A 24,398-nucleotide genomic window follows, 5' to 3' on the forward strand; every position below is an offset into this window, starting at 1 on the left:
CTTTAAATTTTTAGTCATAACTAAATATTTATATATCAGGTAGAACAAAGTTAAGTATACCTAAAAATTTATATTATTTATTAATTGGTGATATGATGAAAACATTAAAAGATGTAAAACCTGGCGAAACAGTGACTTTGGTAAAATACCACGAAACTGGTGATGTAGGTTTAAGAAGACACTTGTTAGGTATGGGTTTTATTAAAGGGGCTAAAATCAAAGTTAAAAAAGTAGCTACCTTAGGAGATCCTATCGAAATGAGTGTAAAAGGATATGATGTTTGTCTTCGTAAAGAAGAAGCTGAAAATATTGAAGTAGAATAAACTTCAATTTTTCATTTATTTTTTTTAACTATTTTTTTTTAACAGGTGTTATATATGAAATGTAGAATGTGCGGTTTCGAGTTCGATGAAAATGAACTGGAAAATCGTGGATGCTCCAGTTGTGGAAAACATGACAACTGCAATCAGGTTCACTGTCCTAACTGCGGATTTGGAAATCATCCAGAACTTGATGAAGAATTCGAATTCATCACAAAATTAAAAAATAGATTTAAAAATAGAAAAAAGTCAACAAATTAAACTTTTTTCATTTTTAATATTTCTTCAACAGTTTCATCAATGCTTATTTTTTTGGTATCTACATTGAATCCATTTTCTTTTAGTTTATATAATATTTCAGTCGTAATCGGCGCTTTTAGGTGAGCTTTTTTTAGTAATTCTTTATCTGAAAATATTTGATGTTTATCTCCTTGAGCTATTATTTCTCCGCCATATAGGACAAAGATTTTATCTGCAAAATGATTTACCATCTCTATATCGTGTGATGAGATTACAATACTTATTCCTTCCTTATTTAAATTATTTAAAATGTCCAGTACTTTATCGACACCTTCAGGGTCAAGTCCTGCTGTTGGCTCATCAAGTATCATTATTTCAGGTCTCATTGCAATAATTCCGGCAATGGCTACTCTTTTCTGCTGGCCTCCGCTTAAGTGGTGTGGTGTTTTATCTTCAAATCCGCTCATGCCGACCATTTCTAAAGCTTCTTTAATTCTAGCATTAACTTTGTCATAGTCAAGGCCCAAATTCATCGGTCCGAAAGCAACATCTTCCTTAACTGTCGGTGCAAACAGCTGGTCATTGGGATCTTGGAATACAATTCCTACTTTTTGCCTTACTTTAAGCAGTTCATCACGCTCAAAAATAATCTTTTCACCATCAACTTCAACATGGCCTGATGTAGGTTCGCTTAAACCGTTAAAGTGAGAAAAAAGTGTTGATTTACCAGCACCGTTAGGTCCCATAATGGCTATCTTTTCACCTTTTTTAATCTGAATATTAACATTTTTTAAAGCTTGTGTCCCATCAGGATATGTAAAAGATAAATTTTTTGTCTCTAAATGAATTTGTTCCATATTCGCCACCTAATTGATTGCTAAATTTTGACCAAAGTAACCTAACTGTCCTGAAAAGTTAAAGATAATGATTTCCAGAGCAATTACTATAATGATTATTGAAAGTAAGAATAAATAATCGCTTCTTTCAGGAGATTTCTTTTCATCAAACATTTCTGAGGTATCTGAAAATCCTCTGCTTACCATACTTTTGTGAACTCTCTCTCCCTGTTCATATGCTTTTAGAAACATCATTCCTATGGTGTATCCTACCTGTTTTACTCTCCATTTATATGGTGTGTTTTTAGAATGAATGTTAAAGTTTCTTGATTTTTGGCTTTTGCGTATTGCTGCAAGTTCATCAACAAATAAGAACAGAAATCTCACCATAATTGATAAAATCATTGCCAGGTCTCTGGGCATTTTTAGTTTCCTAAAAGAACTTGCCATTTCCTGAAGCGGTGTTGTTGATGAGTATATGATGATTGTAGTTAAGGATACAATCATACGGACTAATAATAAAATTGCCCAGTTGAGTCCAAAATCAGTGATATGTAACCATGAGTAGCTCCATATTATGTTTCCCGGCTGAATAAAAGGCTGAAAAATTATAATTGCTCCTCCAAATGGCAGTAACATTAACAGTCTTCTTGCAGAATCCCAATAGGATAATGTGGCTAACTTAAGTATGATTAGTAAAAATATTTCAAGCATTATTGGAATAAATAACTCTTTTGAAATAACACAGACTAATATGATGAAAATTGTTGAGATTAATTTTATCCTTCCCTCTAAATTGTGTATGGGACTGTTTTTTGATGCCAAATCATCAAATCTCATTATTTGTGTTATATCGACCATATTTATTCACTAGTATAATATTAAAAATTTATAATATATTATTATTTTGTTATGTAATTTTTAGTAATTTTCAATTGCTGTTTAAAAAAAAGAAAAAAGATAGAAATTAAGTTTAATTTCTACTTTTCACTACGTATGCAACTCCAAATCCTACTACTAGAGTTATTATAACTCCTATAACCAGGGCTACAATTTGTAATCCTTGGTTATCAGGATTATCTGCAAATGCATAATCTGGGAAAGCCGCTTCTGGAATTCCTTTAATTTCTTCAACTGAAAAGTCTTCTGCAAGTCCTGAATCTTCAGCTGATTTTTCAAGTCCGTCGGGATCACCAGATGCTAAGAATGGTGAGAGGACACAAATCACAATGCAAATTACAACTGCGACTGCTATTAATGTTTTGTCTTTTTTATCCATTTTACGCATCTCCTTTGTTCCATGCAAGTAAATCCGGTCTGAATTTGTCTAATGCTGCAAGAACAATCACAGTCAATACTGCTTCGATTATTCCAATAAATAAGTGGTATAATACCATTGATGGAATACCGATATTCATTGGGAATGTTCCTGCAATTCCCATTTCAATAGCGCATGCCAATGCTGCAACAACTGTTGCAAGCCATGCTGCGACAGCTGAAGCAGGATATTTTCCAATAGCTCCGTTCAATCCTTTGAAGGTGTATAATCCTACAAAACCTCCAATGATGGCCATGTTTAGTACGTTTGCTCCTAGGGCTGTAATTCCTCCATCTCCAAATATTAATGCTTGGATGAGTAAAACCACTGTAAATACTAATACTGCAGCTTCTGGAGCTAAAAATACGATAGCAACTAAAGCTCCACCTACCATATGTCCGCTTGTACCGAATGGAATTGGCATATTCATGGACATGATAGCAAAAATACCTGCTGCAAGAACTGCCAGGAGAGGTATACGTTTTTCATCTAAATTGGATCTTGCCCATTTCACAGAGAAGTATAATGCAACAATAAGTATTACGTAGTATACGAGACATTGTGCAATAGGTATAAATCCGTCAGGTATATGCATATTAATTTCCTCCATTTTATGTGAGTAATACTTTTTAAAATTTTTATTTATAAATAAGTATTACTCAATAGTATTATTTTTTAATCTTTTTAGTAATATCAAGTTAATTTTGAGTTTTATTAAGTATAATGGTTAAAAAACCCTTTTTTCTGCTTGACATTTAATATTTTAATTTTATTTTGGTATATAAAGATTATTAAAGTAATACTTTTTAGTATTATTTTTTAATGAATGTATTACTTCAAAGTTCAAAAAAAGATTAGTTTTTAGTTTTTACGATGTTAATTAAATAAATTAGAATTGCAATTATGAAATATATCAGGACTTGAATGTCCAGAATTCCGGTTTCAATGCCTAAAATGGAGTATGTTAAAATTAAAGAGTAAATTCCTATATAAAAATAATTTTTAGTTTTTCTCATAATTTTAAATCCTATGCCCAATACGAAACCTAAAATGCCCATCTCTATAAGGACACCAGCTTTACCGAAGTCAACCACCATCTGGCCTATAAGTGTTGGGGTTACTGTTACTTCAGTTCTCCATGCAATAAGTTTTCCCACCATCATTCTTGGTCCAAGATCGCTGCCTGGAATTGAACTGGCCAACATTTTGCCATGTGTAAGTCCGAAGTTGCCTCCAATAAAATCAAGTAGGTTTAAAACATGCAGGGTAAAGTCTGCTCTTGACTGAAGAGAATATATTGGACTTGTTGATGATGTTATTGTCATCTCTCCAAGTGAACGAAAATAACCAATCCCAATGATTGCACCTATACCAAGCAGTGCTCCAATTACAACTTCCCAAAGAGAAACAATATTTCCATAGAAACCTATGATAATTATGATGAGAAATGCTGCAAGTAGTGGTGTCCTATAACCTAGAAGCAATAAAAATGCACAGTCAATAGCGAGTAAAAATAGGAATCTGAATCTTGCCTGTGAACGGGTGATTTCATTGTCCTGATAATCCTTCAGATATGCACTTGCAACAAGGCAGGTTCCGGGTATAATTAAAAATACGGGCATTGTAAAGATTGGTTTTAATAAATATCTAATTGAAGGTTTTAAAAGAGGGATTCCTCCAACTGAAGCAACGCTTATAAAGAAAAATACGATACTGACCAATATCAGACAGAATCCGATTGAATACATGTCTTTTCTTTTAAATTGCAAAATTTTTTCCGTATTTCCATTTAGGAAATATCTTGGAAGTATGGCGCATCCAATAAAAAAACCTGCAAAGGCCAGCATTAATGTAATGGCTAAACTTCCGGAAACGGAATTCAGTGCCAGCAATAGAAATACTGCAAAGACAAAAAGCACAATAAGCGGATTGAAAATGTGATTTTTCAGAATCTGATTCTTATTTAAAAAATTCAGAAAGTTTTCACTAGGATAGAGTTTTTTAAAAAAGCTGTTGATCCATTGATTTTCTATAAATCCTAAAATAGTAAATATTGCGGTAAATAAAAAAGATTTGTGAAATTCATCACTTATTTTATTTATTAAGGATGTTAAAGTAGAATAAATCACACTCATAGTTTACACAACTTAAAAATTTCGAATATTGATTACATCATAGTTATTTTTAATGTTTTCTATGTCTTTGTCACTGCAATTGTAAATTCTAATGAAAATTTCACTAGTCATGCCGTTTACATTACCTAAGATTGAATTTCCATCATCCAAAGTCTGTTTATCTGCTTTTGTTATAATAAGCTGATTATCATATTCTGAAGTTGTAGTCTTAATTGCAAATCTTTTGCTGTGTTCTGCGAGGGCATTTTCAAGTTCCTGCATTTTTGCGCTGTCAAGTGAATCCAGTGCAACTGTTGTGGAAATATCATAATGGTCATTGGTCAGATTCTTTCTCAAATCATTTAAAGAAGTAATGTTTTGTGATTTAACTTTGAACTCGGTTAAATTGTCATAAACGCTGCCGTCAGTTTCAAGGGATATTGAATCTATGTAAATGTCTGCTTCCGGAACGTTTTTATACAGTCCTGTAATGTAAGTGCCATTATCTGATTCAATTAAAACTTTAACGGATGATCCTTCATCTACCCATTTCACTGTACCGTTCAGGGATACTTTTTCTCCATTTGTTGAATTGGAACCTTTAACGTTGGATTTTACAATATATCCGTCTTTATAATAATTCAGGTAGGTTTCAGGTAGTTTATTCATTGTCGATGCATCAAAAGCAGTTTTTTTAATGTCTGATGAGTCGTCTGTTGTAATATGTATAAATGCAAATATCACAGCACATATTACCAGTATGATTATTAAATAATCAATTAATGTAAATTTAATTTTCATAAAAATCGTTATTCTTCATATATTGCGCCAACTGGGCAGACATCCACGCATTCTCCGCAGTTATCACATTTGTCAGGGTCAATAATTATGGTGTAAGCTCTTCTAGTGATAGCTTCTTCCATACATACATCAATACAATCTTCACAAACTCCGCATTCTTCCATATCTACTTTCAATTGATACACCATTAAAAATTTTTAAAAAAATATAATTAAATATATTATCTTAAGATTTATATAGTTTTTTAGTAATAATTTAATTAGGCATTCCTAAACTTTTATTAGATATGAACGCCAATGTGTTATATGGTGAACATATGATTTTCAACAAGACTATTTCAATGATTCTCTCAGCCCTGTTTTTTATATTTCTGGGACTTTTATTTTCAGCAGTTTCTGTCATGTTTCTCAATGGTGGTTTGCTCCCAATCATAGGCATTGCAATGTTTTTTTTCTTCTATCTCATTACAAGAGTATTTTACAACTATCTTAGAAATGATGATTTCTACAAGAATACTCGTGAGAGATCAAGCGATGTAAAGGGTGAAAAATATATTACAAAGGGCGAATCAGATCCTAAGAAAGTATTTATTGTTGTATGGCTCATTGTGATTTTAATTTTAACTTCTGTTTCGTTATGGTTATATTCCTTCAATAATGGATTAGTTTAAATTTCATGGTTTTACCGTAACGTTTATATACTATGGGGTACAATATCAATATTGTATGCAAGGGTGCCCGAGCGGCCAAAGGGGGAGGACTTAAGATCCTCTGGTATAGGCCTTCGAGGGTTCGAATCCCTTCCCTTGCACTATTTATATTATTTTTCTCGATATTGCTTTAGTGGCTCAGCCGGTAGAGCGCCACCTTGGTAAGGTGGAAGTCGGGGGTTCGAATCCCCCCTAAAGCTCTCATTTTGTTTTTAATACTATTTTTGAATTTATTACAATGTTTTATTCAAATCAAATTTATAGTATTCAATTGAATCATTTCAAATCAGGAATGATTATGATTCAGTATTATGAGACTTAAAATCAATCGTATAGGTGTGTGTCAGAGTGGTCAAATGAGATAGGTTCAGGGCCTATTGCTTAGTGCTTCGTGGGTTCGAATCCCATCACACCTACTTATTTTTAGACATTCGTCAATATTCTGAGCTTATTATTTTTCAACCAAAATCAAAAAATTTAAATTATTCATTAATCTTAAACTTTAAATTGGTTAAAAATTATATTAATTATTAAAATTTATTAAGGTGAAAATTATGAATTATAAAAAACTTATTTTAGTTGGTTGTATTTCTGCATTTGTTGCAATTTTGACCTCTATTTTAGGAGTTGCAGGTACTGTTATAGGATCAGTAATTTCATCTGTTCTATATAATATGCTTTCCGAAGCGCTTGAACATCCTGTTTCAAATGCATCATTCAAACCTAGCTTTGAATGGGAAGTTGCATATGTGTTCCCTCTGGTCGTCATTGCAATAATTCAGCTATTATTAATTTTCGCTTTACTTGCAGAGAGTGGACTGTTACCTTATGGATTTGTAAATTTCTATATGATTATTCAGAATTTAGTAAATAATAACTTATATAGGATTTTAGGTCTTGCATTACTGGTTATCAGTGCATATCCTTTAGTATTGAAACCTGAATTTGTTAAAAAGGAACATGGTATTATATTGGTCTTTGTAGGGCTGATATTTTTAGCTAGAGGATTTGTTGATGCGGGCAATGTTATAACAAATCTCTATGATGTAGTATTCAGATACTTTGATTTGCCTATAGCTATCATTGCATTCATATTGCTTTCAGTTGTAATACTGAGAATTTTGAATCTGGCAGGAAACTCTGATAATGACGCTCAACCTGTACAGCATAATCCGATAAATAAAACTGTTTTTCATGATGCTCCAAAGCATGTTCATCACAAAGCAGCTCAAACTGATTACGCTAACAATCAAAGGACAGTAAAAAAACAATATCCTAAACGCACTGTAAGACATTCACATAACAGGCCGCAGCAATCAGCAAATGTTAAATTCAACAGGAATATCCGTGAAAACAATCAGGTATCCAATCAAAAACCTCAAAGCGGTGTTAATAAATCTTCAGATAAGATTCATTTTGAATCAAATGACTTGTTGGATGACTATAAAAAATAGTGGTGACTATGAGTAAACGGGACAAAACACTAAAAGAGATACTGGATTTGATTTTGTATGAAAATCCCTCAACACAGGACGAGATAGCTGAAAAGCTGGGCATCTCCCGCAGATATGTAACCCAACTTCTCCAGCCGCTTGTTAAGGACGGAACTATAAAAAGGGCATACATGATTGATTTGAAAAGCTATGAAAAATTCTCTGAAACATTTGAAGAGTATTCCAGTCCAAAAAATAGTCCCGGTAATGTTTTAATCAATGACATGCTGGCCAACATGGCACGTCATGTCCACTCTCAGCTTGAGGCATCCTTTGAATCCATTGTTGACCATGATGTGGAAAAGGCAAATAAGGCTTTGGAGATGGACTATACTACAAACAATTTAGTTGAAAAAGTCAGGACCTCTGTTGAAACTATTGTAAGCATTAATCAGCATTCCGAGTTTTCAAAATCAATGCTTTACACTGAAATCGCATCTGATTTGGAGCGTATTGGAGACTATTGCGGCCATATTGCCAAATTCGTAATCAATGATGTTTATGAAATTGATGAAAATGTCTTGAGAAAACTGAAAAAGATGTACAAGACAGCTCAAAAAATGATTCGTCTGGCTATGAAGGCTTTCATTGAAGGAGATACTGTCATCAGGGATGACCTGATGGAGCTGGAAGATTCAATTCATATCCTTCAGTCAAAATCCATAAACCTTATCGCAACCCAGATGGCTGAACTTTCATTTGATGAAAAAGAGCGTTCAAACTATTTTATATATTTATTTAGGGTTATCAAAGCCTTTGAAAGAATTGGAGATATTTCCGTTGAAATGATGGATGTAGCCATTGAATTTCATGAAAATATTCCAAGACCAATCACTCCAAGGTCATTTAGATAAAAAAAATATCTGGCGATGGTTTTTTTGGTTAATTAATTATCGTATATTCTTTTTGTAGCATGCCTGTCTGCCCAGCACTGTACACATACTCCGACAGGAAGGCCTGCAGTATGGGTGTGGGCTTTTAATATTTTAACATCCAATGCAGTGGTCTTACCTCCAAGGCCCATAGGTCCGATTCCTGATGCATTGATTTCATCTAAAATTTCTTTTTCAAGTTTTGCAAGTTCAGGGTCAGGATTTCTCTCACCGACTTTTCCAAGCAATGCTTTTTTACCTAATTTTAAACATAAATCTGATGTTCCTCCGATTCCAACACCGATTACTGTTGGAGGGCATGGTTTTCCTTTTGCTTTAAGGACTGACTCAACAACAAACTCTTTAATTCCTTCAATTCCTTCTGCAGGAAGTGCCATTTTCAGTGCATTGTTGTTTTCAGAACCGAATCCTTTAGGCAATATTGTTATTTCAAGATAATCTTCGTCAACCAGTTCGATATCGATTGGAGGAATGTAGTCTCCGATGTTGATGTTTGTATTTTCACGTGTCAGAGGATCAACAATATTCGGCCTTATCGGAATCTCTTTTGTGGCTTTTTTAATTCCCTCTTCGATTCCTTCACGTAAATTTTCAACTTCAACATTACCTAACTTGACAAAAACTACTGGCAGACCTGTATCCTGGCACATCGGAATACCTTTTTCTTTTGCAAGTTCAATATTTTTTAAAATAGCTTCAATATTTAGCCTGGCAAGTTCATGTTCTTCTATTTTAAGAGCATCTTCAAGTGATTTTTTTACATCGTCACCAAGAACGATAGCAGCTTGCCTGTAAAGTTCATAAACAGTATCTTTAATAATCTCTTTAGTAATCAAAATAAAAACCTTTTAAAATTAATTAATGTTATTTTTGGTTTTTGAAATATTTATATTTTAATTACATTAATCGGGCAAACTTCAACACAATCTCGGCATTTTGTGCATTTTTCACCGTTGATGGTTATGGCTCCGCCCAGTACTTCAACAGCATTTTCACTACAGACTTTCATACATGGCGCTTCTGATGGTTGGCAGTGCATACAAAATAAAGATGGAGTGTCAACATTTGGTGTTTGTTGACAGCTTCCGCAGGTTGTACAGTCAGTACAATTTCCTGTATTAAACATAATTTTATTATTCTTCTAGAACAAGTCTTGCTCTTGCTTGACTTGTTAACACATGGACAAAGCCACTTTTTCTGGTATTAGGTTCATATAATCCAGCCATTTTAGCCAGGAATTTTTCCTGATTTTTGGATTTGACTTTGGCAGGATCAAGAATACTAATAGCTCTTTTAGTACATGCTTTGATACATGCTGGTCCTTCTTCTCTGTCAGCACAGAGGTCACATTTTTCAGCAATATTTGCTTCAAATGTCATTGCACCAAATGGACATGCCATTACACATAATCCGCATCCGATACATTTTGTAATATCGACGCCGTCATCTGAAATAGCTTCTGTCGGACAGATTGTAATACATGGTGCATTTTCACAGTGTTGACATACAATGGAATAAAAAGAAGAATGGTATTCTACTATTTTTATTCTACTAGCCTTATGAACAGATGCGCACATGTTTTCACAGTTCATACATCCGTCACATAAATTGCTATTTACAGAAATTTTTTCCATTGTACCACCTTATAATCCTAATTCTTCACACTCTGCATCGACGTATTTTTGGATTTTTTCAATAAGTTCATCATCTAAGTGTCTGAATCTTTTTTGCGGTGCTAAGTATTCTTTTACAGGTTTTCTTTCTTCAGGCCTGTAGGTAATTTCAAATTCACCGTTTTCGATTTCATATAAAATCCAAGATCCGGTTTCAACAGCTAATCTGCCCATTTCGATAGTTTTATCGGAACCGAATCCCCAACCTGTAGTACAAGGTTGCTGTAAGTGGATGTAAGCCGGTCCTTTGGTTTCAGCTGCTTTTTTAACTTTTTTAACGTAATCTTCTGGATAAGCTATGGATGCAGTTGCTACATATGGAATTCCATGTGCTGCCATAATCATAGGCATATTTTTCTTAGGTTTGTCTTCTCCGAAACTAGCGCTTCCTTTAGGTGAGGTAGTTGTAGTTGCACCGAATGGAGTTGCTCCACTTCTTTGAATACCTGTATTCATATATGCTTCGTTATCATAACAGATGTAGGTCATGTTATGTCCTCTTTCCATAGCTCCGGATAATGATTGAAGACCGATATCTACAGTACCTCCGTCACCACCGAAAGCAATAACATTAACATCATCTTTTCCTTGGATTCTTAATGCACTTTCTACACCAGATGCTACAGCACCGGAGTTTTCAAATGCTACGTGAATGAACGGAACTTCCCAAGCTGTTTCTGGGTATGGTGTAGTCATAACTTCAAGACAACCTGTAGCGGAAATAGCTACGGTATTTTCACCTAATGCATTTAAAGCTAATTTAACTGCAATTGATGCACCACATCCAGCACAACCTCTGTGTCCTGGTGCTAATAAATTTTTATCAGGTATGTCCACCATATTTATTCCTCCTTAAGTCCAATCCATGTGACTTCTTTTTCAGGCACATTTTTAGTTTTTTCGTATACTTCTAAGATTGATTCAGGTGTAATGTCTCTTCCACCTAAACCTGCAATAAATCCGTAAGCATCTTTGTGGATTTTAGCTTTAATATCAGTGTATAATGCTCCACCAATTCCGAAAGTAACGTTTTTATCGATAACTGCTAATCTGTCACAATTTTTAACAGCTTCATCAATAGCTTCAACTGGGAATGGTCTGTAAGCTCTGATTTTAAGCAATCCTACTTTTTCGCCTTTTTCTCTTAACTGATCAACAATAACTCTGATGGTACTGCAGAGAGAACCCATAGCAACAAAGATGATTTCAGCATCTTCTGTTTTGTATGGTTCTACAAGACCATATTGTCTTCCGAATATTTCTGCAAATTCATCGCATGTTTTTTGGATAACTTCAATGGAGTTTTCCATAGCTATCTGCATGTCATGTCTTGCTTCAAGATAGTAATCAGGGTCTGCTAAGTTACCGATAGACATTGGGTCTTTAGGATCAAGGTATGAATGTTCTGGTTTGTATGGAGGTAAAAATTCATCTACTGGTTCTTGATCAGGAATTTCTACAGGTTCAACTGTGTGAGTTAAAATAAATCCGTCTAAACATACCATTGATGGGAGCAGTACATTAGGGTTTTCTGAAATTTTATAAGCCATTAATGTGGTATCTAATGCTTCCTGTGCATTTTCAACATAAATTTGCAACCATCCTGCATCTCTTTGTGCAATAGAATCTTGCTGGTCATTCCAGATGTTTAAAGGTGCAGATATTGCTCTGTTTGCATCTGCTAAAACAAATGGTGCTCTCATACCTGCTGCAGCAAATAAAATTTCGTGCATTAACATTAATCCTTGTGAGGATGTTGCTGTAAATACTCTTACTCCTGCACAACTAGCTCCAACAGCAGCACTTATTGCACTGTGTTCTGATTCTACTTTAACATATTTAGCATCAATTTTTTCATCTGCAACATATTGTGCTAAGTACTCTGAAATTGTAGTTTGTGGAGTAATTGGATAAACAGGAATAACTTGAGGTCTAGCTAATCTTGCAGCTTCTGCCACAGCCTTATTTGCGGTCATTACTTCTCTTATCATTAAATCACTCTCTTTATTCTTTTACCATTTCGATTGCATCGGAAGGACATTCGTGTGCACAAATTCCGCATCCTTTACAGTAATCGTAATCAATATCATGTTGTTTGTTTACGCTGGAATCTGGACAGAATACAATACAGTTATCGCAATCAATACATTTTTCTTTGTCTAATATAGGTTTGAAAGTTCTCCAACTTCCAGTTTTATTATTTTTACTACTTCCTGGTGTTTTAATTACACATCCTATAGTTACCATAATATCACCTTATTATCCCATTTCGTAAGCTTTTTTGGTAGCATCTGCATTTAACTCTCCAATTTTTCCAGGGAATGTTTCTTTAATCACTGCAATAAGTGATTCAATACTTACTAAGTTGGTTTTTTTAGCAAAGTATCCTAAAATAATTGTGTTCACGATGTTACGTCCTAACAGGTCAAGTGCAATACCGGTTGCATCGATGCTGTGGACAACGTGTTCTCCACTACCTTCAAAGTCTTGGGTGTTTATAATTACTTCAGTATTGTCTTTAATTCCAGCAAATACGTCGACTACATTTAATAATCCATCATCAAGAACTAATACATAGTCTGGGTTGTAGATTTGATATCTTAAGTCGATAGGCTTATCATCAATTCTTGTGAAAGCCATAACTGGAGCTCCTCTACGTTCAACTCCAAAAAATGGGAAAGCCTGAACAAATTTTCCGTCTTTGAAAGCCGCTTTTGCTAAAATTTCAGCAGCAGTTACAGAACCTTGTCCGCCTCTACCATGAAAACGAATTTCAATCATTAATTCTCCTCCATATTATTTATCATGTATAATCATTATAAATTTAAAAATATATAAATCTTATGTTAAATTTAATTTTTGAATAAATTTGTTTAATTTTTTTTGTTTTAATCATTTGATTTTTGTTTATAAATTTAATAATGGCTTTATCATTTTCATTCTTTTTTAATAGAATTTTTATAATCTTTTTAGATATGATGATAATTTTTGAGAAATATAAAATTAAATAATATTAATATAATAGAGTAATCTAATAATTATTATAAAAAATTTGGTTGGAGTTATATGAAAGTTTTAATAATTACTGGTGAGTTGGCATATCCTTTGATTAAGGAAGTAGTTTCAGGTTCAAAAGAAGATATTATTGTCCATATTGCAGATAATACTCAAGTGGCAGCGTTTCTGACTCCAAGACAAATTATTAAAGAAGTCAAAAACTGTTTTTCTGACCATCTGGAGGAAATAGACATGATTCTAGTTCCTGGTCTGATTAAAAAAGGAACAAAAGAAATCACAAAGGAACTTGGAATTCCAACATTCAAGGGCTCCACAGATGGTGCAGATCTTGCAATGGTGCTGAATCTGGTGGGAAGCATTGATTTGTCAGAAGATAAACCTGCTGATAAGTTGATTGAAGAGGAAAAACGTAAAGAAGCTTTCAAATTCATTGAAGAATTTGAAAATGATGCTGAAAACATTGAAAAACTTCTCCAAAAGCCAAACAACATCAAAATCAGAAATCTTCCTGTCGGTGAGGATTTTCCGATGAGGGTTCTCTCTGAAATAGCTAATGCGCCATTTTTATCAAAAGAAGCATTAATCAACAAATGCCAGTACTTTGTAGATTCCGGAGCAGACATGATTGATATCGGAATGGCTGCAGGAGAGGATTTCTCAGATAAAATCCCTGATTTGATAAAAACTTTAAGACCTATTGTTGGTGACAGGCCACTGAGTATAGACACATTAAATCCTAAAGAAATACAGGTCGCTGCTGAAAATGGAATCGATTTTGTTTTAAGCCTTGATTTGGGAAACAACAGTGAAGTTCAGGAAATTTTAAAGGAAAAGGATATTCCTGCAGTATTGCTTCCAACTAATTTTTCACAGGGCAAATCACCTAAATCTCCGGCTGAACGTGTTGAGGCAATGCATCAGCTGATTAAGGATACTGAAGGATTACGCTATGTTGCAGATCTGATTTTGGATCCGGTAAACAGTTCAAGTATAGTGGAATCCATCATAGCATGCAATGAATTTCATAAAACAAATCCTGCGCCGATGTTTTTCGGTGTCGGTAATGTTACTGAACTTATGGATGCCGATTCCGGCGGTGTCAATGTTCTTCTGGCAGGAATCGGAATGGAACTTGGAGTAAGCATTCTTTTTACTCCGGAAGAAAGCGGAAAAACAAGAGGAAGTGTGTATGAACTTGCCACCGCTTCAAAAATGATGTTTCTTGCAAAGCACAGAAAATCCATTCCGAAAGATTTGGGAATTAATCTGGTTGCATTTAAAGACAAGCATAAAAGAAACGATATAATTTTAAATGAACTGGACGGAGTTGAAGAAATTAAACAGGAACGTCCGTTAAAATTCATTAGAGATAAAGCCGGAAGCTTTAAAATCAATGTTGATTACGGCACAACAGTTGCTGAAAGCAGAATTACTGCTACTCATTTTAAGAAAAACGAAGCCGACCTGGTTATTGTCGGTCACTCTGCAAAAGAAGTTTATGAAGAAATTATCTCAAAAGAACTTGTAACAAGAATGGAACATGCGGCATATTTAGGTTCCGAACTTCAAAAAGCAGAAATAGCGATGATTACTGGAAAAGAATATGTTCAGGATTTTGAATTGTTCAAAAATCCTGACGAGTTTAAAAATTAGTCTTAATCAAAGTCTCCTGAACTGGCGCTTCCTTCAGACTGTCCCGCCTGCTGGCTTGAAGAAGCACTGCTGTCAGAACTTGGGGTGTAAGATTGACTGCTGGATGACTGGGAACTGTATCCGCTGTCACTGCTGACACTACTGCTGCTACTGGATGAACTGCTGCTCTGAGATGAATCCGGAGCATAAATTCCTGTATCTCTAGCGGTGTCCTGGGAACTGCTGCTTGTATTAAGACTTGTATTTGTTGTATTTGTATGGGTTGTATTTACAGTAGGCTCAGTTTGATTATTGTGGTTAAGTGATATTCCAACACCTGTAATAACCAAATATGCGCCTGCACTAATAACAATAAAAATTAATAGTATTATAATTATTGCATTGCCTTTATCCATATTTTACCTCCGTTTATAATATTTAATGTAGGTTAATATATAATTAATTACATAACTTTATATGATTTTATAATTATATATTTACTTTATAATAAAAATTAAGAAGGTTAAATTTTGCAGACTGAAAATATTACAATTAAAGATATTGATAAACTGCTTCTGGAATCTGATTATGTTTCAAACAATGAGATTTCAACAACAGTATATTTGTCATTTTTACTTGGAAAGCCAATGCTTATTGAAGGGCCACCAGGTGTAGGTAAAACAGAACTTGCTAAAGTAATTGCAAAATCATTTGAAAGGGATTTTTTCAGGATTCAGTGTTATGAGGGAATAACATTTGAACAGATTGTCGGTGAGTGGAATTATCAAAAACAACTGCTCCATCTTGAAGCTGCCAGAAACGACAAGAACAGTGAAGAAAAGATTTTTGATGAGGAATATTTCATACAAAGACCTCTTCTCAACGCATTCATGAACCAAAAAGATTCAGTATTGCTTATTGATGAAATCGATAAAGCCGATGAAGAAGTTGAAAGTTTCCTGCTTCAGGCATTAGGTGAGAGGGAAATCACAATCAATGATTTGGGAACCTTCCAGCTTCAAAACGATTTGATAGTTATACTGACATCCAACTCCCAAAGGTCACTTCTTGATGAAACCAAAGACAGATGTCTGTTCTTATACATTCCATACCCTACAGTTGAAAGGGAAATAGAAATTGTCAAATCCAAAATACCTGAAGCAGATGAAGAGGTTGTTTCAACTGTTGTAAAACTGGTTCAAAACATCCGTAATTTAAATCTGATGAAAAAGCCTTCTGTAAGGGGAACTGTTGACTGGGTCAAATCAGTTTCAAATCTTGGAACTAAAAATCTCGATGAATCACTTGAAAGCAGCATAGGCGTTGCTATCAAAACAGAAAGTGACAAGAAAAGAGTTATCAAAGACGTTTTACATAAAAGATAAAATGATTGCCAAAATTGCTAATCTGTCTGCACAGTTAAGGGATGAAGGATTGCCTGTAAGTATCAGAAGCACTCAATCTGCCGTACAAATCTATCAGGATTTAGGTCAGGATGACAGGTTACTTTTAAAAACAGCTCTCATGGCGGTATATGTTAAGGACAGATATGACATTCCTAAATTCAACAAGATTTTTGAAAAGATTTTCAAAGAGGAAGTCCAGAATAAAGCATCTGATCCGCTTGAACACAGCAAGGCTTACAGAGGAGCAGGTCCGAAATCCAATAAATACATTATCAAAAAGCAGAATACCGCATTCCAGAAACTTCAAAAGGAAAAAATAAACAATGAAAAGTTGAGGATGCTTTCCGGCCAGCCCCTCCTTGAAGAAGTTAAACAGCTTGAAAGGGACGGTGAGCTGATGAACAAGGATTTGACCAAACTCAACAGATTCGACCCGAGGATGCTTGAAATCTGTCAGAGGTTGGGTAAAAGAATAGCCAATAAGCGTTCAAGACGTAAAGTCAAATCCAGTTCCAACAGAATCGACATGAGAAAAACAATAAGAGCCAACCTGAAGTATGGCGGAGTCCCTGTTGAGCTTGTAAAGGCAAAGCCAAGGCCTCATAAAAATGAACATTTGTTTTTAAATGATATCAGCGGGTCATGTGAATGGATCAGCAGCTGGTTTTTCATGCTAATGTTTTCAGCCCAAACTGCATTTAAAAGATCTAGAACCTTCGAATTTGACAACAAAGTAATTGAAACTACAAAAGCTCTGAAAGAGGAATATCTCATAGATTCATTCGTTAAGGTTAAAGACATGAGAGTAAAGAACATGATGGTTCACGGAACCTCTGACATGTATTCGGCTTTTACCAAGTTTCAGGACATGGCAAATATAAATAACAAGTCTTATGTAATTATTTTATCTGACTGTAGGGACTGGTCAGGACCGAAAGTCAACGGAATTCCTGCAAGTGTAGGAGTTTTGGAAGAAATAGTCAGGGATTCTAAAAAGGTCGTAATCCTGAATCCTGAAGATAAGAACAAATGGGATGTAGTGGACAGCTGCGTGTCACTGTATGAGGAAGCCGGCGCACATGTTTTTGAAGTAAATACATTAAACCAGCTGGCCAAGTTCGTAGAACAGATGTAGGTAGTTAATATGCAATGTAGTAAATGTGGAAATCCTAAAGTCATTATTAAAAAACCGCAATCCGGTCAGTTACTGTGCAAGGATTGTTTTATTGAATCAATAGAAAGCAAAGTTATCAAAACAGTAAGAAAGGAAAAACTGCTTGATAAAGGAGATAAAGTTCTGGTTGCACTTTCCGGAGGAAAGGATAGTGTAACAACACTGGAAATCCTAAACAGCTTTCGTGAAATGCACATTATTGATATCTGTGCAGTAACTGTCGATGAAGGCATTGCAAATTACCGCCAGGAAGGTGTGGATATTGCAAAAAGACATGCTGAAAGACTTGGAATTGAACATAAGGTAGTCTCTTTAAAGGAGGATTACGGCATTACTCTTGATGAAATAATGCAGAAAGACAATCATAAAGGCTCATGCACATACTGCGGAGTATTCAGAAGAACAATCATCAATAAAGCCGCCCGTGAAATGGGGGCTACAAAAATCGCCACAGGACATAATCTTGATGATGAAGTTCAGGCAATCATGATGAACTATCTTGAAGGAAATATGGATAATCTCACCAAGCTCGGTGCTAAAAGTGAATCCAAAGCCAAGGAATTCACACCTAAAATCAAGCCTCTGCGTGAAATTCCCGAAAGGGAAATCGGATTGTATGTAGTTGCAAAGGAACTTGAAGTTCACTTTGACAGCTGTCCGTATGCAATGCAGTCATTTAGAGGGGAAGTTTCAGAGGTTATTAATCAGCTTGCAGAAAAGCATCCTACTATAAAATATTCCACTCTACGAGGTTATGATAAAATTAAAAATGTTTTAAAAGATGAATTTAAAAAGGAATATCCTCAGAAAAGATGTGCACGCTGCGGTGAGCCTTCAGCTAATGAATTATGCAAAGCATGTTCATTTTTAGAAGAATTTGGATTGTGATAATATGGCGTTTACATTAATTTATAAGAATTTAAATGAAAAAAGGGAAATCCCTAATGAAAATTACACTATCAAAGATTTACTTGATGATATGGAATTGTCACCTCAGACAATTGTATCCAAACAGAACGGTGAACTGGTCATTGAGGATACTGTAATTGAAAACGATGATGAAATACAACTGGTTCAAATTATCTATGGTGGTTAAGTGAAGATAAGTTATGAATGCGGGCCCTGTTTTTTAAGACAGGCAAAAGAAGCTATGGATTTATCCACAGATGATGAAATGCTTAAAATGGAGATAATGGAAGAAATCTTCAAGTTTTTAAATGATAATTTCAAACTGGGTGCTAACTCAAACAGTACCGGTTCTAAAATGCATAACATGATAAAACAGAAAACCTGCTGCAGGGATCCTTATTACAGGGAAAAAATTGAAGGCAATGAAATAGCATTAAAATATCTGCCTGATGTTAAAAAGATACTTGAAGAGGATGACAGCCTTGAAAACTATGTTAAAATAGCTATTATTGGAAATATTCTTGATTTTGGGGCATTCACATTGGATGATGATATTGAAGGCGTAATAAAGGAATCCCTTGAAAAAGACCTTGTCATAAAAGATATTGAAGAGTTTGAAGAATCTCTTAAAACAAATGATAAAGTATTGTATCTTGTAGACAACACTGGTGAAATAGTTTTTGACAAGTTACTGCTTTCAAAAATCAAAGAATATGATTTGGACATTACTATTGCAGTCAAATCAGAACCTATACTGAATGATGCCTGCATGAAAGAAGCTCTTGAAGCAGGCCTTGACAAATACGGCGAAATTGTAGAGATAGGTGCCGGCACTGTAGGTTATGTGGACAGTGAAATTTCAGAGGAGTTTAGAGAAATTTTCAACAATCACAAATTCATTATTTCCAAAGGCATGGGAAATTATGAAGGTCTGACTGAAATTAATCTGGATGATAAGGAGCTCTTTTTCTTGTTATGTGCAAAATGCAATACAATATCAAAAGACATTGGAGTCAATCTCCATGACATGCTGCTTTTTAAAAAATAAACTGTGATTTTCATGATAATCGGTTTCATCGGATTTGGCAAGGTTTCCAGAACTCTCTTAAAATTAATATCTTCGAAGGATGTAAAATTTATCACATCAATGGAAGGCCGATCCGCTGAAACTCAAAACAGCATTAAAAATGAAAATATTGAAGTTTTAGACACTTTTAAGCAAGTGGCTATTAAATCAGATATTCTAATTTCAGCAACATCACCGAAATCAGCACCGGATGTAGCTCTAAAATACGGCAGGTATGCTCAGGGAATATACCTTGATTTAAATAACATATCTCCTGACACAACTGATGAAATCGGCAAAACTGTAAAAAATCTGGTCGACGGAGCTATCATCGGAAAAATAGATTCGGATAATCCTGTAATGTATATTTCAGGTAAAAAAGCAGATGAACTGTTGTTTTTAAATGAATTCATAACTGTTAAAAAAATCAGTGACAATGTCGGTGATGTGAGCATTCTTAAAATGCTTAGAAGCACATACACCAAAAGCTTATCCGCATTGCTTATAGAATCTTTTGAAATCTCCAAGACATATGGTCTTGAAGATGAATTTTTTGATATACTGGCACTGACTGAAGGTGATGAGTTCAGGCAAAAATCACTTTCAAGAATCAGCAATACATTAAACAGTTCAAAAAGAAAATCCGAAGAACTGGAAGAGATTATAGAATTTTTCAATAAAAATGATTTGGTAATGGTTAAAGCAGCACTTGAAAAGCTCAGCCGATAACTACATTAACCTTAAAACCTTTTTTAGCTTTTTTTATACTTCCGCTCACAGGAATAAAATGGGAATCCATAATATATCTGAGATATGTCACTTCAACAGCAGGAAGTCTCAAATTTGTCTTTATCTTTTTGCCTTCACTTTTGAACTGGACAGAGATTTTACCGTTTTTGTCAACGTACAAATCGGTATTTATTCCCTCTTTGGTAATTTTAGTTTCAAATTTTGTCAGATTAAGTCCGGCTTCAAGAGTTAAAGGAGCATCAACCTCGATGTTTTCACTTCTGAATTTCTCATTTGCTTCACGACCGTCCAGATTGCTGCTTGCAACAAACCACGCTCTGTCGATGACTCTTTGAACTTTCTGATTGTCTGGAATCACTCCCTGTGATTCATAGCTTTTCATCAAATCCATAACTTCTTTTTTGGTAACTTCCATCTCAATTGCACTTACGGCCAGTCTGGTCATCACAGGTCCGTAGTCTGATCTTCTGAAAACTGCCCATATTGATTCAGGGTCCCTATACACTCTTCTTTTAATTATCTCGTTAATTGTATTTCCGTTAAGGTAAGCTATTTTTTCGAGATTTCCTCTGGAGTAGGTATTCATTCTCTTGTAGATGTCTTTCCAGTTTCTCTCGCCGGGAACATTTCCAGCTTCAATTTCCCTTTCAAGAATCTCAACAGTAGTTTTTGGAAGCAGGTTTTTTATGTCATCAGTTATTGTCATATCATTGTCTATGATTGACTGCCTGATTAGTCTTCCGGAATATTTATCCTTGTTGAATTCCTTTACAATATGGTAGTTGAGTTTGGATCCTAGAAACTCATTTATCGCATACCATCTGATTTCATTTCTGTTGGTGTAGCTTTTCGGCATTCCAACAAAATTGCCTTCATCAATAAACGGCTGCGCTTTTGCTTTGATTTCATCCAGAGAAATGCTTGCAGAGGTAATGTAGTCAGTCACGCCGTCATCAATCATCTGTTTAAGTCTGATGGGAACGCTGTAAGAGAGAACCAGTCTGTGATGAAGCCCTTCAAAGGACCTTATTTCATCAGCACCCAATGCCAGTGCCATTTCACTGCGGGCATCAAAATCTGTGAAAAAGGGTGCATGGTTTGCACTGAATCCTTTATTCAGGTATACGACCACTTTCTTGTTTTGCTTATCTGCAAGTTTACGAGCTTCTTTTATTAATTTTTCATGACCTTTATGAACAGGGTCAAAATCTGCACTAATTCCAATCAATATTAACACCAAAAAAAGAAAATAGGATAATTTTAATTATCCACGAAATTTAAAACACCACTTATCACTAACCATATTCCGATTAATGCACCTAAAACGATAGGGTTTGAAAGATAAGTTCCGATTACAATGTAGAGCAAACCTAAAACAATTCCAAAAATTCCGACGTAAAATCCGTATCTTGAACTGCGGTTGTTAATTAAGGATGCCACTGCAACTATTATTAACATAATTCCTGCAATATACATTGTAATTTCAGTTAAAAATCCAAGCAATGCCGGATTGAAAATTAATCCGAAACTTAGGAATAGCAGCAATATTGCAAGTATCAAATCAAGTATTGCTCCTGAAGTGTTGTAGTCAATTATGGATACGCCTAAAACGAACAGGTAAATTGACATCAGCAATACGGATAAACCAATCAATGAACTAACTCCGATTAGTCCCATTACTGGAAAAATGATTATTATTAATCCGAAAATTATAGCTAGTAAACTGATAAATGTCCTTTTCATAATTGCCTCCTAATATTATTATAGTTATTATTTAATATAATGGGATATGTTTAATCTCAACAGTAGATGAGTTCATATCTGAATTATTGACTTCAGCTAACCATTCACTTTTACATTCACAGTCATATTCAATCTTTGTCTGTGTAAGATTGTTGGCTATTATCATATGTTTCAAATCTTTATTGCATTTCTTACAGTTATAAGGTCCACGCCTTGAGCCGAATCCGGAAGTGTCCAAAAGTGCAGGTATATCTAATTCATCACGGACGGTATTGATTATTTCAACACATGACCAGATCCATGGAGGCTGATAAGCACCTTTTCTCCAGAACCTTTCAATCACAGTTCCGCTGTGTATTGTTGCAGGACAGAATGACAGTCTGTTGACTCCAATTGAATTGCAGTATCTTGCTGTTTCTATTGCTTCGGTTATTGCCTGAGCTTCAGATACTAAAATAGGTTTAACGAAGATATATGCTTTTGTTTTTAAATTGTATCCTTTTGTTTTCTTTAGATTTTGCATTAAATTATGTGCATCTTCAAAGTCCTGACGTGTAAAACCCTTATTGATTTTTTTAAGTCGGGTGTAATCGTTTGATGTTTCAAGACCGATACTTACTTCAAATAATGTATCTCCAATTATCTCAAATATTTCATCCAGAACTTCTTCTTTAACATATTCAGGTCTTGACTCAACAATGATTTCTGTAACATTGCCCAAGTCAATTAAAGTTTTTAAAATTTCATCACGTGCATCTTTTGGAAGTTCATAGGGATTTAGAAAACTTCCTGATGCAAATAGTTTCACTGAAATTTTTTCCTCTTCAGCTATCGGATGTCTTTCGAGATGTTCGTGAAATATCTTAAGGATAGTGTCAGTATCAATCGGTTCAAGTGTACAGTCTGAAACATAGCTGCACATTGTACATCCTCCGCTGTCTCCAAGTGCCCATGCACAACCTGGTGTCGGCAGTATGATAAATAATGTTTTTGCAACACCATCATAAGTTAAATCATCATTGTACCAGCTTGCACCAACCTGTTCTGGAGTTTTCGGATCTTTTCGCTCAAAAGCATATTGTCTTATATCTTTAGTTAACTTTTCAATTTCCATTATAATACCTACAATATAATAAATGTAATATTATATTATTAAGATTTTTTTATAATTAAAAATTTTTATTCATAAAAATAGTTGGTTATTAAGTTGTGTGTAATGGTTTAAAAAAATAAAAAAAGAAAAGAGAAAGCAAGTTTAGAAACTTGCAATTACGTCTCCTAATAATTTGATGGATTCTTCTACGTTTTTACCAACAGGGGATCCTGCTACGTATTGAGTTACACCCATTTCAGCTAAGCCTTCAATTTTAGGGATGAACTCATCAGGAGTACCACATACGGAAAATGCGTCAAGTGCTTCATCGGTTACAGCACCAATAGCTCCACCGAAGTCACCTTTAGCTAAGAAAGCACCCATTTGTTCGTTGAATCCTTCAGGTAATCCGTGTCTTTCGATAACTGGAGCAGGGGAACCTGCTGCAATGAAAGCAACAACGATTTTTGCAGCGTTTTTAGCTGCGTCAGAGTCAGCACCAATGGAAGTTGCAGTGTATGCACCTACGTCAAATGCTTTGTCTCCACCAGCTGCTTCGATACCTTTTTTGATCATAGGCATAGCTGCTTCGTAATCTTTAGGGTTAGAAGCGTTAATTAATACACCATCTGCGATTTCTCCAGCGGTTTCTAACATTTTAGGTCCTTGAGCACCCATGTAAATAGGGATGTGTTCTTGAACAGCTTTTGCTCCACCTAATGCTGCACCAGCTTCGGTTTTTCCACCGGATAATAAAGTGTTAATGTCAGCGATTGCTGCTTTAATTGTGGATACTGGTTTTTCCCAAGCGATTCCTAAAGCATCGAAAGTTGCTTTGTCACCAGGACCAATACCGAAGGTTGCTCTTCCTTCTGAGATTTCGTCAATGGTTGCGATTGCAGAAGCAGAAATTGCAGGGCTTCTTACGTATGGGTTGGTTACACCAGGACCCATTTTAATGGTTTCAGTGTTTGCTGCAAGTAATGCTAAGGTTTCGTATACGTTTTTGTTGTTGTAGTGGTCAGTGATCCATGCGTATTCAAAACCGACGTCTTCTGCTAATTTTACTAATTTTACAATTTCCTCCAAAGGTTGATTTGGAACAAATTCGATACCGAACTTCATATTTATCACCAATTTTTATTATGTTGTCTAGCTTATAAAGTATTTGTTATTTAAAAAATATAGAAAGATTTATATATTAAATAGG

31 protein-coding genes and 2 tRNA genes are annotated in these 24,398 nt (G+C 34.8%); 14 read left to right on the forward strand and 19 right to left on the reverse strand.

Annotated elements, in window-relative coordinates:
* The first annotated feature begins 92 nt into the window (after positions 1–92).
* Positions 93–323, forward strand: coding sequence for a FeoA family protein (locus tag QZN33_RS06475; protein ID WP_342764141.1), 231 nt, complete (start codon positions 93–95; stop codon positions 321–323).
* A gap of 54 nt (positions 324–377) precedes the next feature.
* Positions 378–581, forward strand: coding sequence for a hypothetical protein (locus tag QZN33_RS06480; RefSeq protein ID WP_296790141.1), 204 nt, complete (start codon positions 378–380; stop codon positions 579–581).
* On the opposite strand, the gene QZN33_RS06485 is transcribed toward QZN33_RS06480, so the two are convergent.
* The 7 genes from QZN33_RS06485 to QZN33_RS06515 form a co-directional block, all read right to left on the reverse strand.
* Positions 578–1,417: an energy-coupling factor ABC transporter ATP-binding protein gene (locus tag QZN33_RS06485; RefSeq protein ID WP_296790142.1), complete on the reverse strand. Its 840-nt coding sequence runs from the start codon at positions 1,415–1,417 to the stop codon at positions 578–580. The genes QZN33_RS06480 and QZN33_RS06485 overlap by 4 nt on opposite strands.
* Positions 1,418–1,426: 9 nt before the next feature.
* Positions 1,427–2,257, reverse strand: coding sequence for a cobalt ECF transporter T component CbiQ (cbiQ, locus tag QZN33_RS06490; protein WP_296790143.1), 831 nt, complete (start codon positions 2,255–2,257; stop codon positions 1,427–1,429).
* 112 nt (positions 2,258–2,369) lie between these two features.
* Positions 2,370–2,684, reverse strand: coding sequence for a PDGLE domain-containing protein (locus QZN33_RS06495; RefSeq protein ID WP_296790144.1), 315 nt, complete (start codon positions 2,682–2,684; stop codon positions 2,370–2,372).
* Positions 2,677–3,309: a cobalt transporter CbiM gene (gene cbiM / locus QZN33_RS06500; protein ID WP_296790145.1), complete on the reverse strand. Its 633-nt coding sequence runs from the start codon at positions 3,307–3,309 to the stop codon at positions 2,677–2,679. Before cbiM ends, QZN33_RS06495 begins: the two co-directional genes overlap by 8 nt.
* 259 nt (positions 3,310–3,568) lie before the next feature.
* Positions 3,569–4,849, reverse strand: a complete 1,281-nt coding sequence (locus QZN33_RS06505) for an oligosaccharide repeat unit polymerase family protein (RefSeq protein WP_296790146.1) — start codon at positions 4,847–4,849, stop codon at positions 3,569–3,571.
* Positions 4,850–4,861: 12 nt separating this feature from the next.
* Complete coding sequence (locus tag QZN33_RS06510; protein ID WP_296790147.1) at positions 4,862–5,629, reverse strand: adhesin; 768 nt, start codon at positions 5,627–5,629, stop codon at positions 4,862–4,864.
* Positions 5,630–5,637: 8 nt separating this feature from the next.
* On the reverse strand, positions 5,638–5,805 hold the full coding sequence (locus tag QZN33_RS06515) for a 4Fe-4S binding protein (RefSeq protein ID WP_342764142.1): 168 nt from the start codon (positions 5,803–5,805) through the stop codon (positions 5,638–5,640).
* Between the two features lie 140 nt (positions 5,806–5,945).
* Here QZN33_RS06515 and QZN33_RS06520 point away from each other — a divergent pair, with 140 nt between their 5' ends.
* From QZN33_RS06520 to QZN33_RS06540, 5 genes are all read left to right on the forward strand, one after another.
* On the forward strand, positions 5,946–6,299 hold the full coding sequence (locus QZN33_RS06520; protein ID WP_296790148.1) for a hypothetical protein: 354 nt from the start codon (positions 5,946–5,948) through the stop codon (positions 6,297–6,299).
* A gap of 57 nt (positions 6,300–6,356) precedes the next feature.
* A tRNA-Leu gene (locus QZN33_RS06525) sits at positions 6,357–6,439 on the forward strand.
* A 26-nt stretch (positions 6,440–6,465) separates the two neighbouring features.
* Positions 6,466–6,538, forward strand: a tRNA-Thr gene (locus tag QZN33_RS06530).
* Between the two features lie 354 nt (positions 6,539–6,892).
* On the forward strand, positions 6,893–7,792 hold the full coding sequence (locus QZN33_RS06535; protein WP_296790149.1) for a hypothetical protein: 900 nt from the start codon (positions 6,893–6,895) through the stop codon (positions 7,790–7,792).
* A gap of 8 nt (positions 7,793–7,800) precedes the next feature.
* On the forward strand, positions 7,801–8,685 hold the full coding sequence (locus QZN33_RS06540) for a PhoU domain-containing protein (protein ID WP_296790150.1): 885 nt from the start codon (positions 7,801–7,803) through the stop codon (positions 8,683–8,685).
* A gap of 32 nt (positions 8,686–8,717) precedes the next feature.
* Here QZN33_RS06540 and QZN33_RS06545 read toward each other — a convergent pair whose 3' ends face one another.
* The 7 genes from QZN33_RS06545 to QZN33_RS06575 are packed head-to-tail and all read right to left on the reverse strand — an operon-like array spanning position 8,718 to position 13,178.
* Positions 8,718–9,560 carry a fumarate hydratase gene (locus tag QZN33_RS06545; RefSeq protein ID WP_296790151.1) on the reverse strand — a complete coding sequence of 281 codons (843 nt, stop codon included), beginning with the start codon at positions 9,558–9,560 and terminating at the stop codon, positions 8,718–8,720.
* A 50-nt stretch (positions 9,561–9,610) separates the two neighbouring features.
* On the reverse strand, positions 9,611–9,850 hold the full coding sequence (locus tag QZN33_RS06550) for a 4Fe-4S dicluster domain-containing protein (protein WP_296790152.1): 240 nt from the start codon (positions 9,848–9,850) through the stop codon (positions 9,611–9,613).
* A gap of 7 nt (positions 9,851–9,857) precedes the next feature.
* Positions 9,858–10,358: a 4Fe-4S dicluster domain-containing protein gene (locus QZN33_RS06555; RefSeq protein ID WP_296790153.1), complete on the reverse strand. Its 501-nt coding sequence runs from the start codon at positions 10,356–10,358 to the stop codon at positions 9,858–9,860.
* 9 nt (positions 10,359–10,367) lie between these two features.
* A complete protein-coding gene (gene porB, locus QZN33_RS06560) occupies positions 10,368–11,237 on the reverse strand; it encodes a pyruvate synthase subunit PorB (protein WP_394347051.1) in 870 nt (289 codons plus the stop codon).
* A gap of 2 nt (positions 11,238–11,239) precedes the next feature.
* Positions 11,240–12,388 (reverse strand): pyruvate synthase subunit PorA, encoded by a 1,149-nt coding sequence (gene porA, locus QZN33_RS06565; RefSeq protein WP_296790154.1) that lies wholly within the window; start codon positions 12,386–12,388, stop codon positions 11,240–11,242.
* 13 nt (positions 12,389–12,401) lie between these two features.
* Positions 12,402–12,644, reverse strand: a complete 243-nt coding sequence (gene porD / locus QZN33_RS06570; RefSeq protein WP_292746633.1) for a pyruvate synthase subunit PorD — start codon at positions 12,642–12,644, stop codon at positions 12,402–12,404.
* A gap of 12 nt (positions 12,645–12,656) precedes the next feature.
* Positions 12,657–13,178 (reverse strand): pyruvate ferredoxin oxidoreductase subunit gamma, encoded by a 522-nt coding sequence (locus QZN33_RS06575; protein WP_296790155.1) that lies wholly within the window; start codon positions 13,176–13,178, stop codon positions 12,657–12,659.
* A gap of 285 nt (positions 13,179–13,463) precedes the next feature.
* On the opposite strand from QZN33_RS06575, the gene QZN33_RS06580 reads away from it, so the two are divergent.
* On the forward strand, positions 13,464–15,068 hold the full coding sequence (locus QZN33_RS06580; protein WP_296790156.1) for a dihydropteroate synthase-like protein: 1,605 nt from the start codon (positions 13,464–13,466) through the stop codon (positions 15,066–15,068).
* A gap of 2 nt (positions 15,069–15,070) precedes the next feature.
* On the opposite strand, the gene QZN33_RS06585 is transcribed toward QZN33_RS06580, so the two are convergent.
* Positions 15,071–15,463, reverse strand: a complete 393-nt coding sequence (locus QZN33_RS06585) for a hypothetical protein (RefSeq protein WP_296790157.1) — start codon at positions 15,461–15,463, stop codon at positions 15,071–15,073.
* A 114-nt stretch (positions 15,464–15,577) separates the two neighbouring features.
* On the opposite strand from QZN33_RS06585, the gene QZN33_RS06590 reads away from it, so the two are divergent.
* The 6 genes from QZN33_RS06590 to QZN33_RS06615 are packed head-to-tail and all read left to right on the forward strand — an operon-like array spanning position 15,578 to position 20,331.
* Positions 15,578–16,432 carry a MoxR family ATPase gene (locus tag QZN33_RS06590; RefSeq protein ID WP_296790158.1) on the forward strand — a complete coding sequence of 285 codons (855 nt, stop codon included), beginning with the start codon at positions 15,578–15,580 and terminating at the stop codon, positions 16,430–16,432.
* Position 16,433: 1 nt separating this feature from the next.
* On the forward strand, positions 16,434–17,588 hold the full coding sequence (locus QZN33_RS06595; protein ID WP_296790159.1) for a VWA domain-containing protein: 1,155 nt from the start codon (positions 16,434–16,436) through the stop codon (positions 17,586–17,588).
* A gap of 9 nt (positions 17,589–17,597) precedes the next feature.
* Complete coding sequence (locus QZN33_RS06600) at positions 17,598–18,515, forward strand: TIGR00269 family protein (protein ID WP_296790160.1); 918 nt, start codon at positions 17,598–17,600, stop codon at positions 18,513–18,515.
* A 4-nt stretch (positions 18,516–18,519) separates the two neighbouring features.
* Positions 18,520–18,723: a MoaD/ThiS family protein gene (locus QZN33_RS06605; protein WP_296790161.1), complete on the forward strand. Its 204-nt coding sequence runs from the start codon at positions 18,520–18,522 to the stop codon at positions 18,721–18,723.
* Complete coding sequence (locus QZN33_RS06610) at positions 18,724–19,584, forward strand: DUF89 domain-containing protein (protein ID WP_296790162.1); 861 nt, start codon at positions 18,724–18,726, stop codon at positions 19,582–19,584.
* Between the two features lie 12 nt (positions 19,585–19,596).
* Entirely contained in the window at positions 19,597–20,331 is a 735-nt protein-coding gene (locus tag QZN33_RS06615) for an NAD(P)-binding domain-containing protein (RefSeq protein WP_296790163.1), read from the forward strand.
* On the opposite strand, the gene QZN33_RS06620 is transcribed toward QZN33_RS06615, so the two are convergent.
* The 4 genes from QZN33_RS06620 to mer form a co-directional block, all read right to left on the reverse strand.
* Complete coding sequence (locus QZN33_RS06620) at positions 20,321–21,589, reverse strand: adenylyltransferase/cytidyltransferase family protein (protein ID WP_296790164.1); 1,269 nt, start codon at positions 21,587–21,589, stop codon at positions 20,321–20,323. The two genes, QZN33_RS06615 and QZN33_RS06620, sit on opposite strands and share 11 nt — an antisense overlap.
* A 23-nt stretch (positions 21,590–21,612) precedes the next feature.
* Positions 21,613–22,095 carry a DUF308 domain-containing protein gene (locus QZN33_RS06625; protein WP_296790165.1) on the reverse strand — a complete coding sequence of 161 codons (483 nt, stop codon included), beginning with the start codon at positions 22,093–22,095 and terminating at the stop codon, positions 21,613–21,615.
* Between the two features lie 31 nt (positions 22,096–22,126).
* Positions 22,127–23,209, reverse strand: coding sequence for an archaeosine biosynthesis radical SAM protein RaSEA (locus QZN33_RS06630; RefSeq protein ID WP_296790181.1), 1,083 nt, complete (start codon positions 23,207–23,209; stop codon positions 22,127–22,129).
* 141 nt (positions 23,210–23,350) lie between these two features.
* Positions 23,351–24,313 (reverse strand): 5,10-methylenetetrahydromethanopterin reductase, encoded by a 963-nt coding sequence (gene mer / locus QZN33_RS06635; protein ID WP_296790183.1) that lies wholly within the window; start codon positions 24,311–24,313, stop codon positions 23,351–23,353.
* Positions 24,314–24,398: the final 85 nt, after the last annotated feature.

The organism is uncultured Methanobrevibacter sp., assembly GCF_900314615.1.
Classification (GTDB): domain Archaea; phylum Methanobacteriota; class Methanobacteria; order Methanobacteriales; family Methanobacteriaceae; genus Methanocatella.

Bases quoted from the DNA above. Each gene is read 5' to 3' on its own strand.
- QZN33_RS06575 (WP_296790155.1), bottom strand. From the start codon at position 13,178: ATGATTGAAATTCGTTTTCATGGTAGAGGCGGACAAGGTTCTGTAACT.
- QZN33_RS06520 (WP_296790148.1), top strand. From the start codon at position 5,946: ATGATTTTCAACAAGACTATTTCAATGATTCTCTCAGCCCTGTTTTTT.
- mer (WP_296790183.1), bottom strand. From the start codon at position 24,313: ATGAAGTTCGGTATCGAATTTGTTCCAAATCAACCTTTGGAGGAAATT.
- QZN33_RS06580 (WP_296790156.1), top strand. From the start codon at position 13,464: ATGAAAGTTTTAATAATTACTGGTGAGTTGGCATATCCTTTGATTAAG.
- porD (WP_292746633.1), bottom strand. From the start codon at position 12,644: ATGGTAACTATAGGATGTGTAATTAAAACACCAGGAAGTAGTAAAAAT.
- QZN33_RS06555 (WP_296790153.1), bottom strand. From the start codon at position 10,358: ATGGAAAAAATTTCTGTAAATAGCAATTTATGTGACGGATGTATGAAC.
- QZN33_RS06475 (WP_342764141.1), top strand. From the start codon at position 93: ATGATGAAAACATTAAAAGATGTAAAACCTGGCGAAACAGTGACTTTG.
- cbiM (WP_296790145.1), bottom strand. From the start codon at position 3,309: ATGCATATACCTGACGGATTTATACCTATTGCACAATGTCTCGTATAC.
- QZN33_RS06600 (WP_296790160.1), top strand. From the start codon at position 17,598: ATGCAATGTAGTAAATGTGGAAATCCTAAAGTCATTATTAAAAAACCG.
- QZN33_RS06505 (WP_296790146.1), bottom strand. From the start codon at position 4,849: ATGAGTGTGATTTATTCTACTTTAACATCCTTAATAAATAAAATAAGT.
- QZN33_RS06540 (WP_296790150.1), top strand. From the start codon at position 7,801: ATGAGTAAACGGGACAAAACACTAAAAGAGATACTGGATTTGATTTTG.
- porB (WP_394347051.1), bottom strand. From the start codon at position 11,237: ATGGTGGACATACCTGATAAAAATTTATTAGCACCAGGACACAGAGGT.
- QZN33_RS06535 (WP_296790149.1), top strand. From the start codon at position 6,893: ATGAATTATAAAAAACTTATTTTAGTTGGTTGTATTTCTGCATTTGTT.
- QZN33_RS06495 (WP_296790144.1), bottom strand. From the start codon at position 2,684: ATGCGTAAAATGGATAAAAAAGACAAAACATTAATAGCAGTCGCAGTT.
- cbiQ (WP_296790143.1), bottom strand. From the start codon at position 2,257: ATGGTCGATATAACACAAATAATGAGATTTGATGATTTGGCATCAAAA.
- QZN33_RS06595 (WP_296790159.1), top strand. From the start codon at position 16,434: ATGATTGCCAAAATTGCTAATCTGTCTGCACAGTTAAGGGATGAAGGA.
- QZN33_RS06550 (WP_296790152.1), bottom strand. From the start codon at position 9,850: ATGTTTAATACAGGAAATTGTACTGACTGTACAACCTGCGGAAGCTGT.
- porA (WP_296790154.1), bottom strand. From the start codon at position 12,388: ATGATAAGAGAAGTAATGACCGCAAATAAGGCTGTGGCAGAAGCTGCA.
- QZN33_RS06630 (WP_296790181.1), bottom strand. From the start codon at position 23,209: ATGGAAATTGAAAAGTTAACTAAAGATATAAGACAATATGCTTTTGAG.
- QZN33_RS06615 (WP_296790163.1), top strand. From the start codon at position 19,597: ATGATAATCGGTTTCATCGGATTTGGCAAGGTTTCCAGAACTCTCTTA.
- QZN33_RS06480 (WP_296790141.1), top strand. From the start codon at position 378: ATGAAATGTAGAATGTGCGGTTTCGAGTTCGATGAAAATGAACTGGAA.
- QZN33_RS06485 (WP_296790142.1), bottom strand. From the start codon at position 1,417: ATGGAACAAATTCATTTAGAGACAAAAAATTTATCTTTTACATATCCT.
- QZN33_RS06510 (WP_296790147.1), bottom strand. From the start codon at position 5,629: ATGAAAATTAAATTTACATTAATTGATTATTTAATAATCATACTGGTA.
- QZN33_RS06605 (WP_296790161.1), top strand. From the start codon at position 18,520: ATGGCGTTTACATTAATTTATAAGAATTTAAATGAAAAAAGGGAAATC.
- QZN33_RS06625 (WP_296790165.1), bottom strand. From the start codon at position 22,095: ATGAAAAGGACATTTATCAGTTTACTAGCTATAATTTTCGGATTAATA.
- QZN33_RS06585 (WP_296790157.1), bottom strand. From the start codon at position 15,463: ATGGATAAAGGCAATGCAATAATTATAATACTATTAATTTTTATTGTT.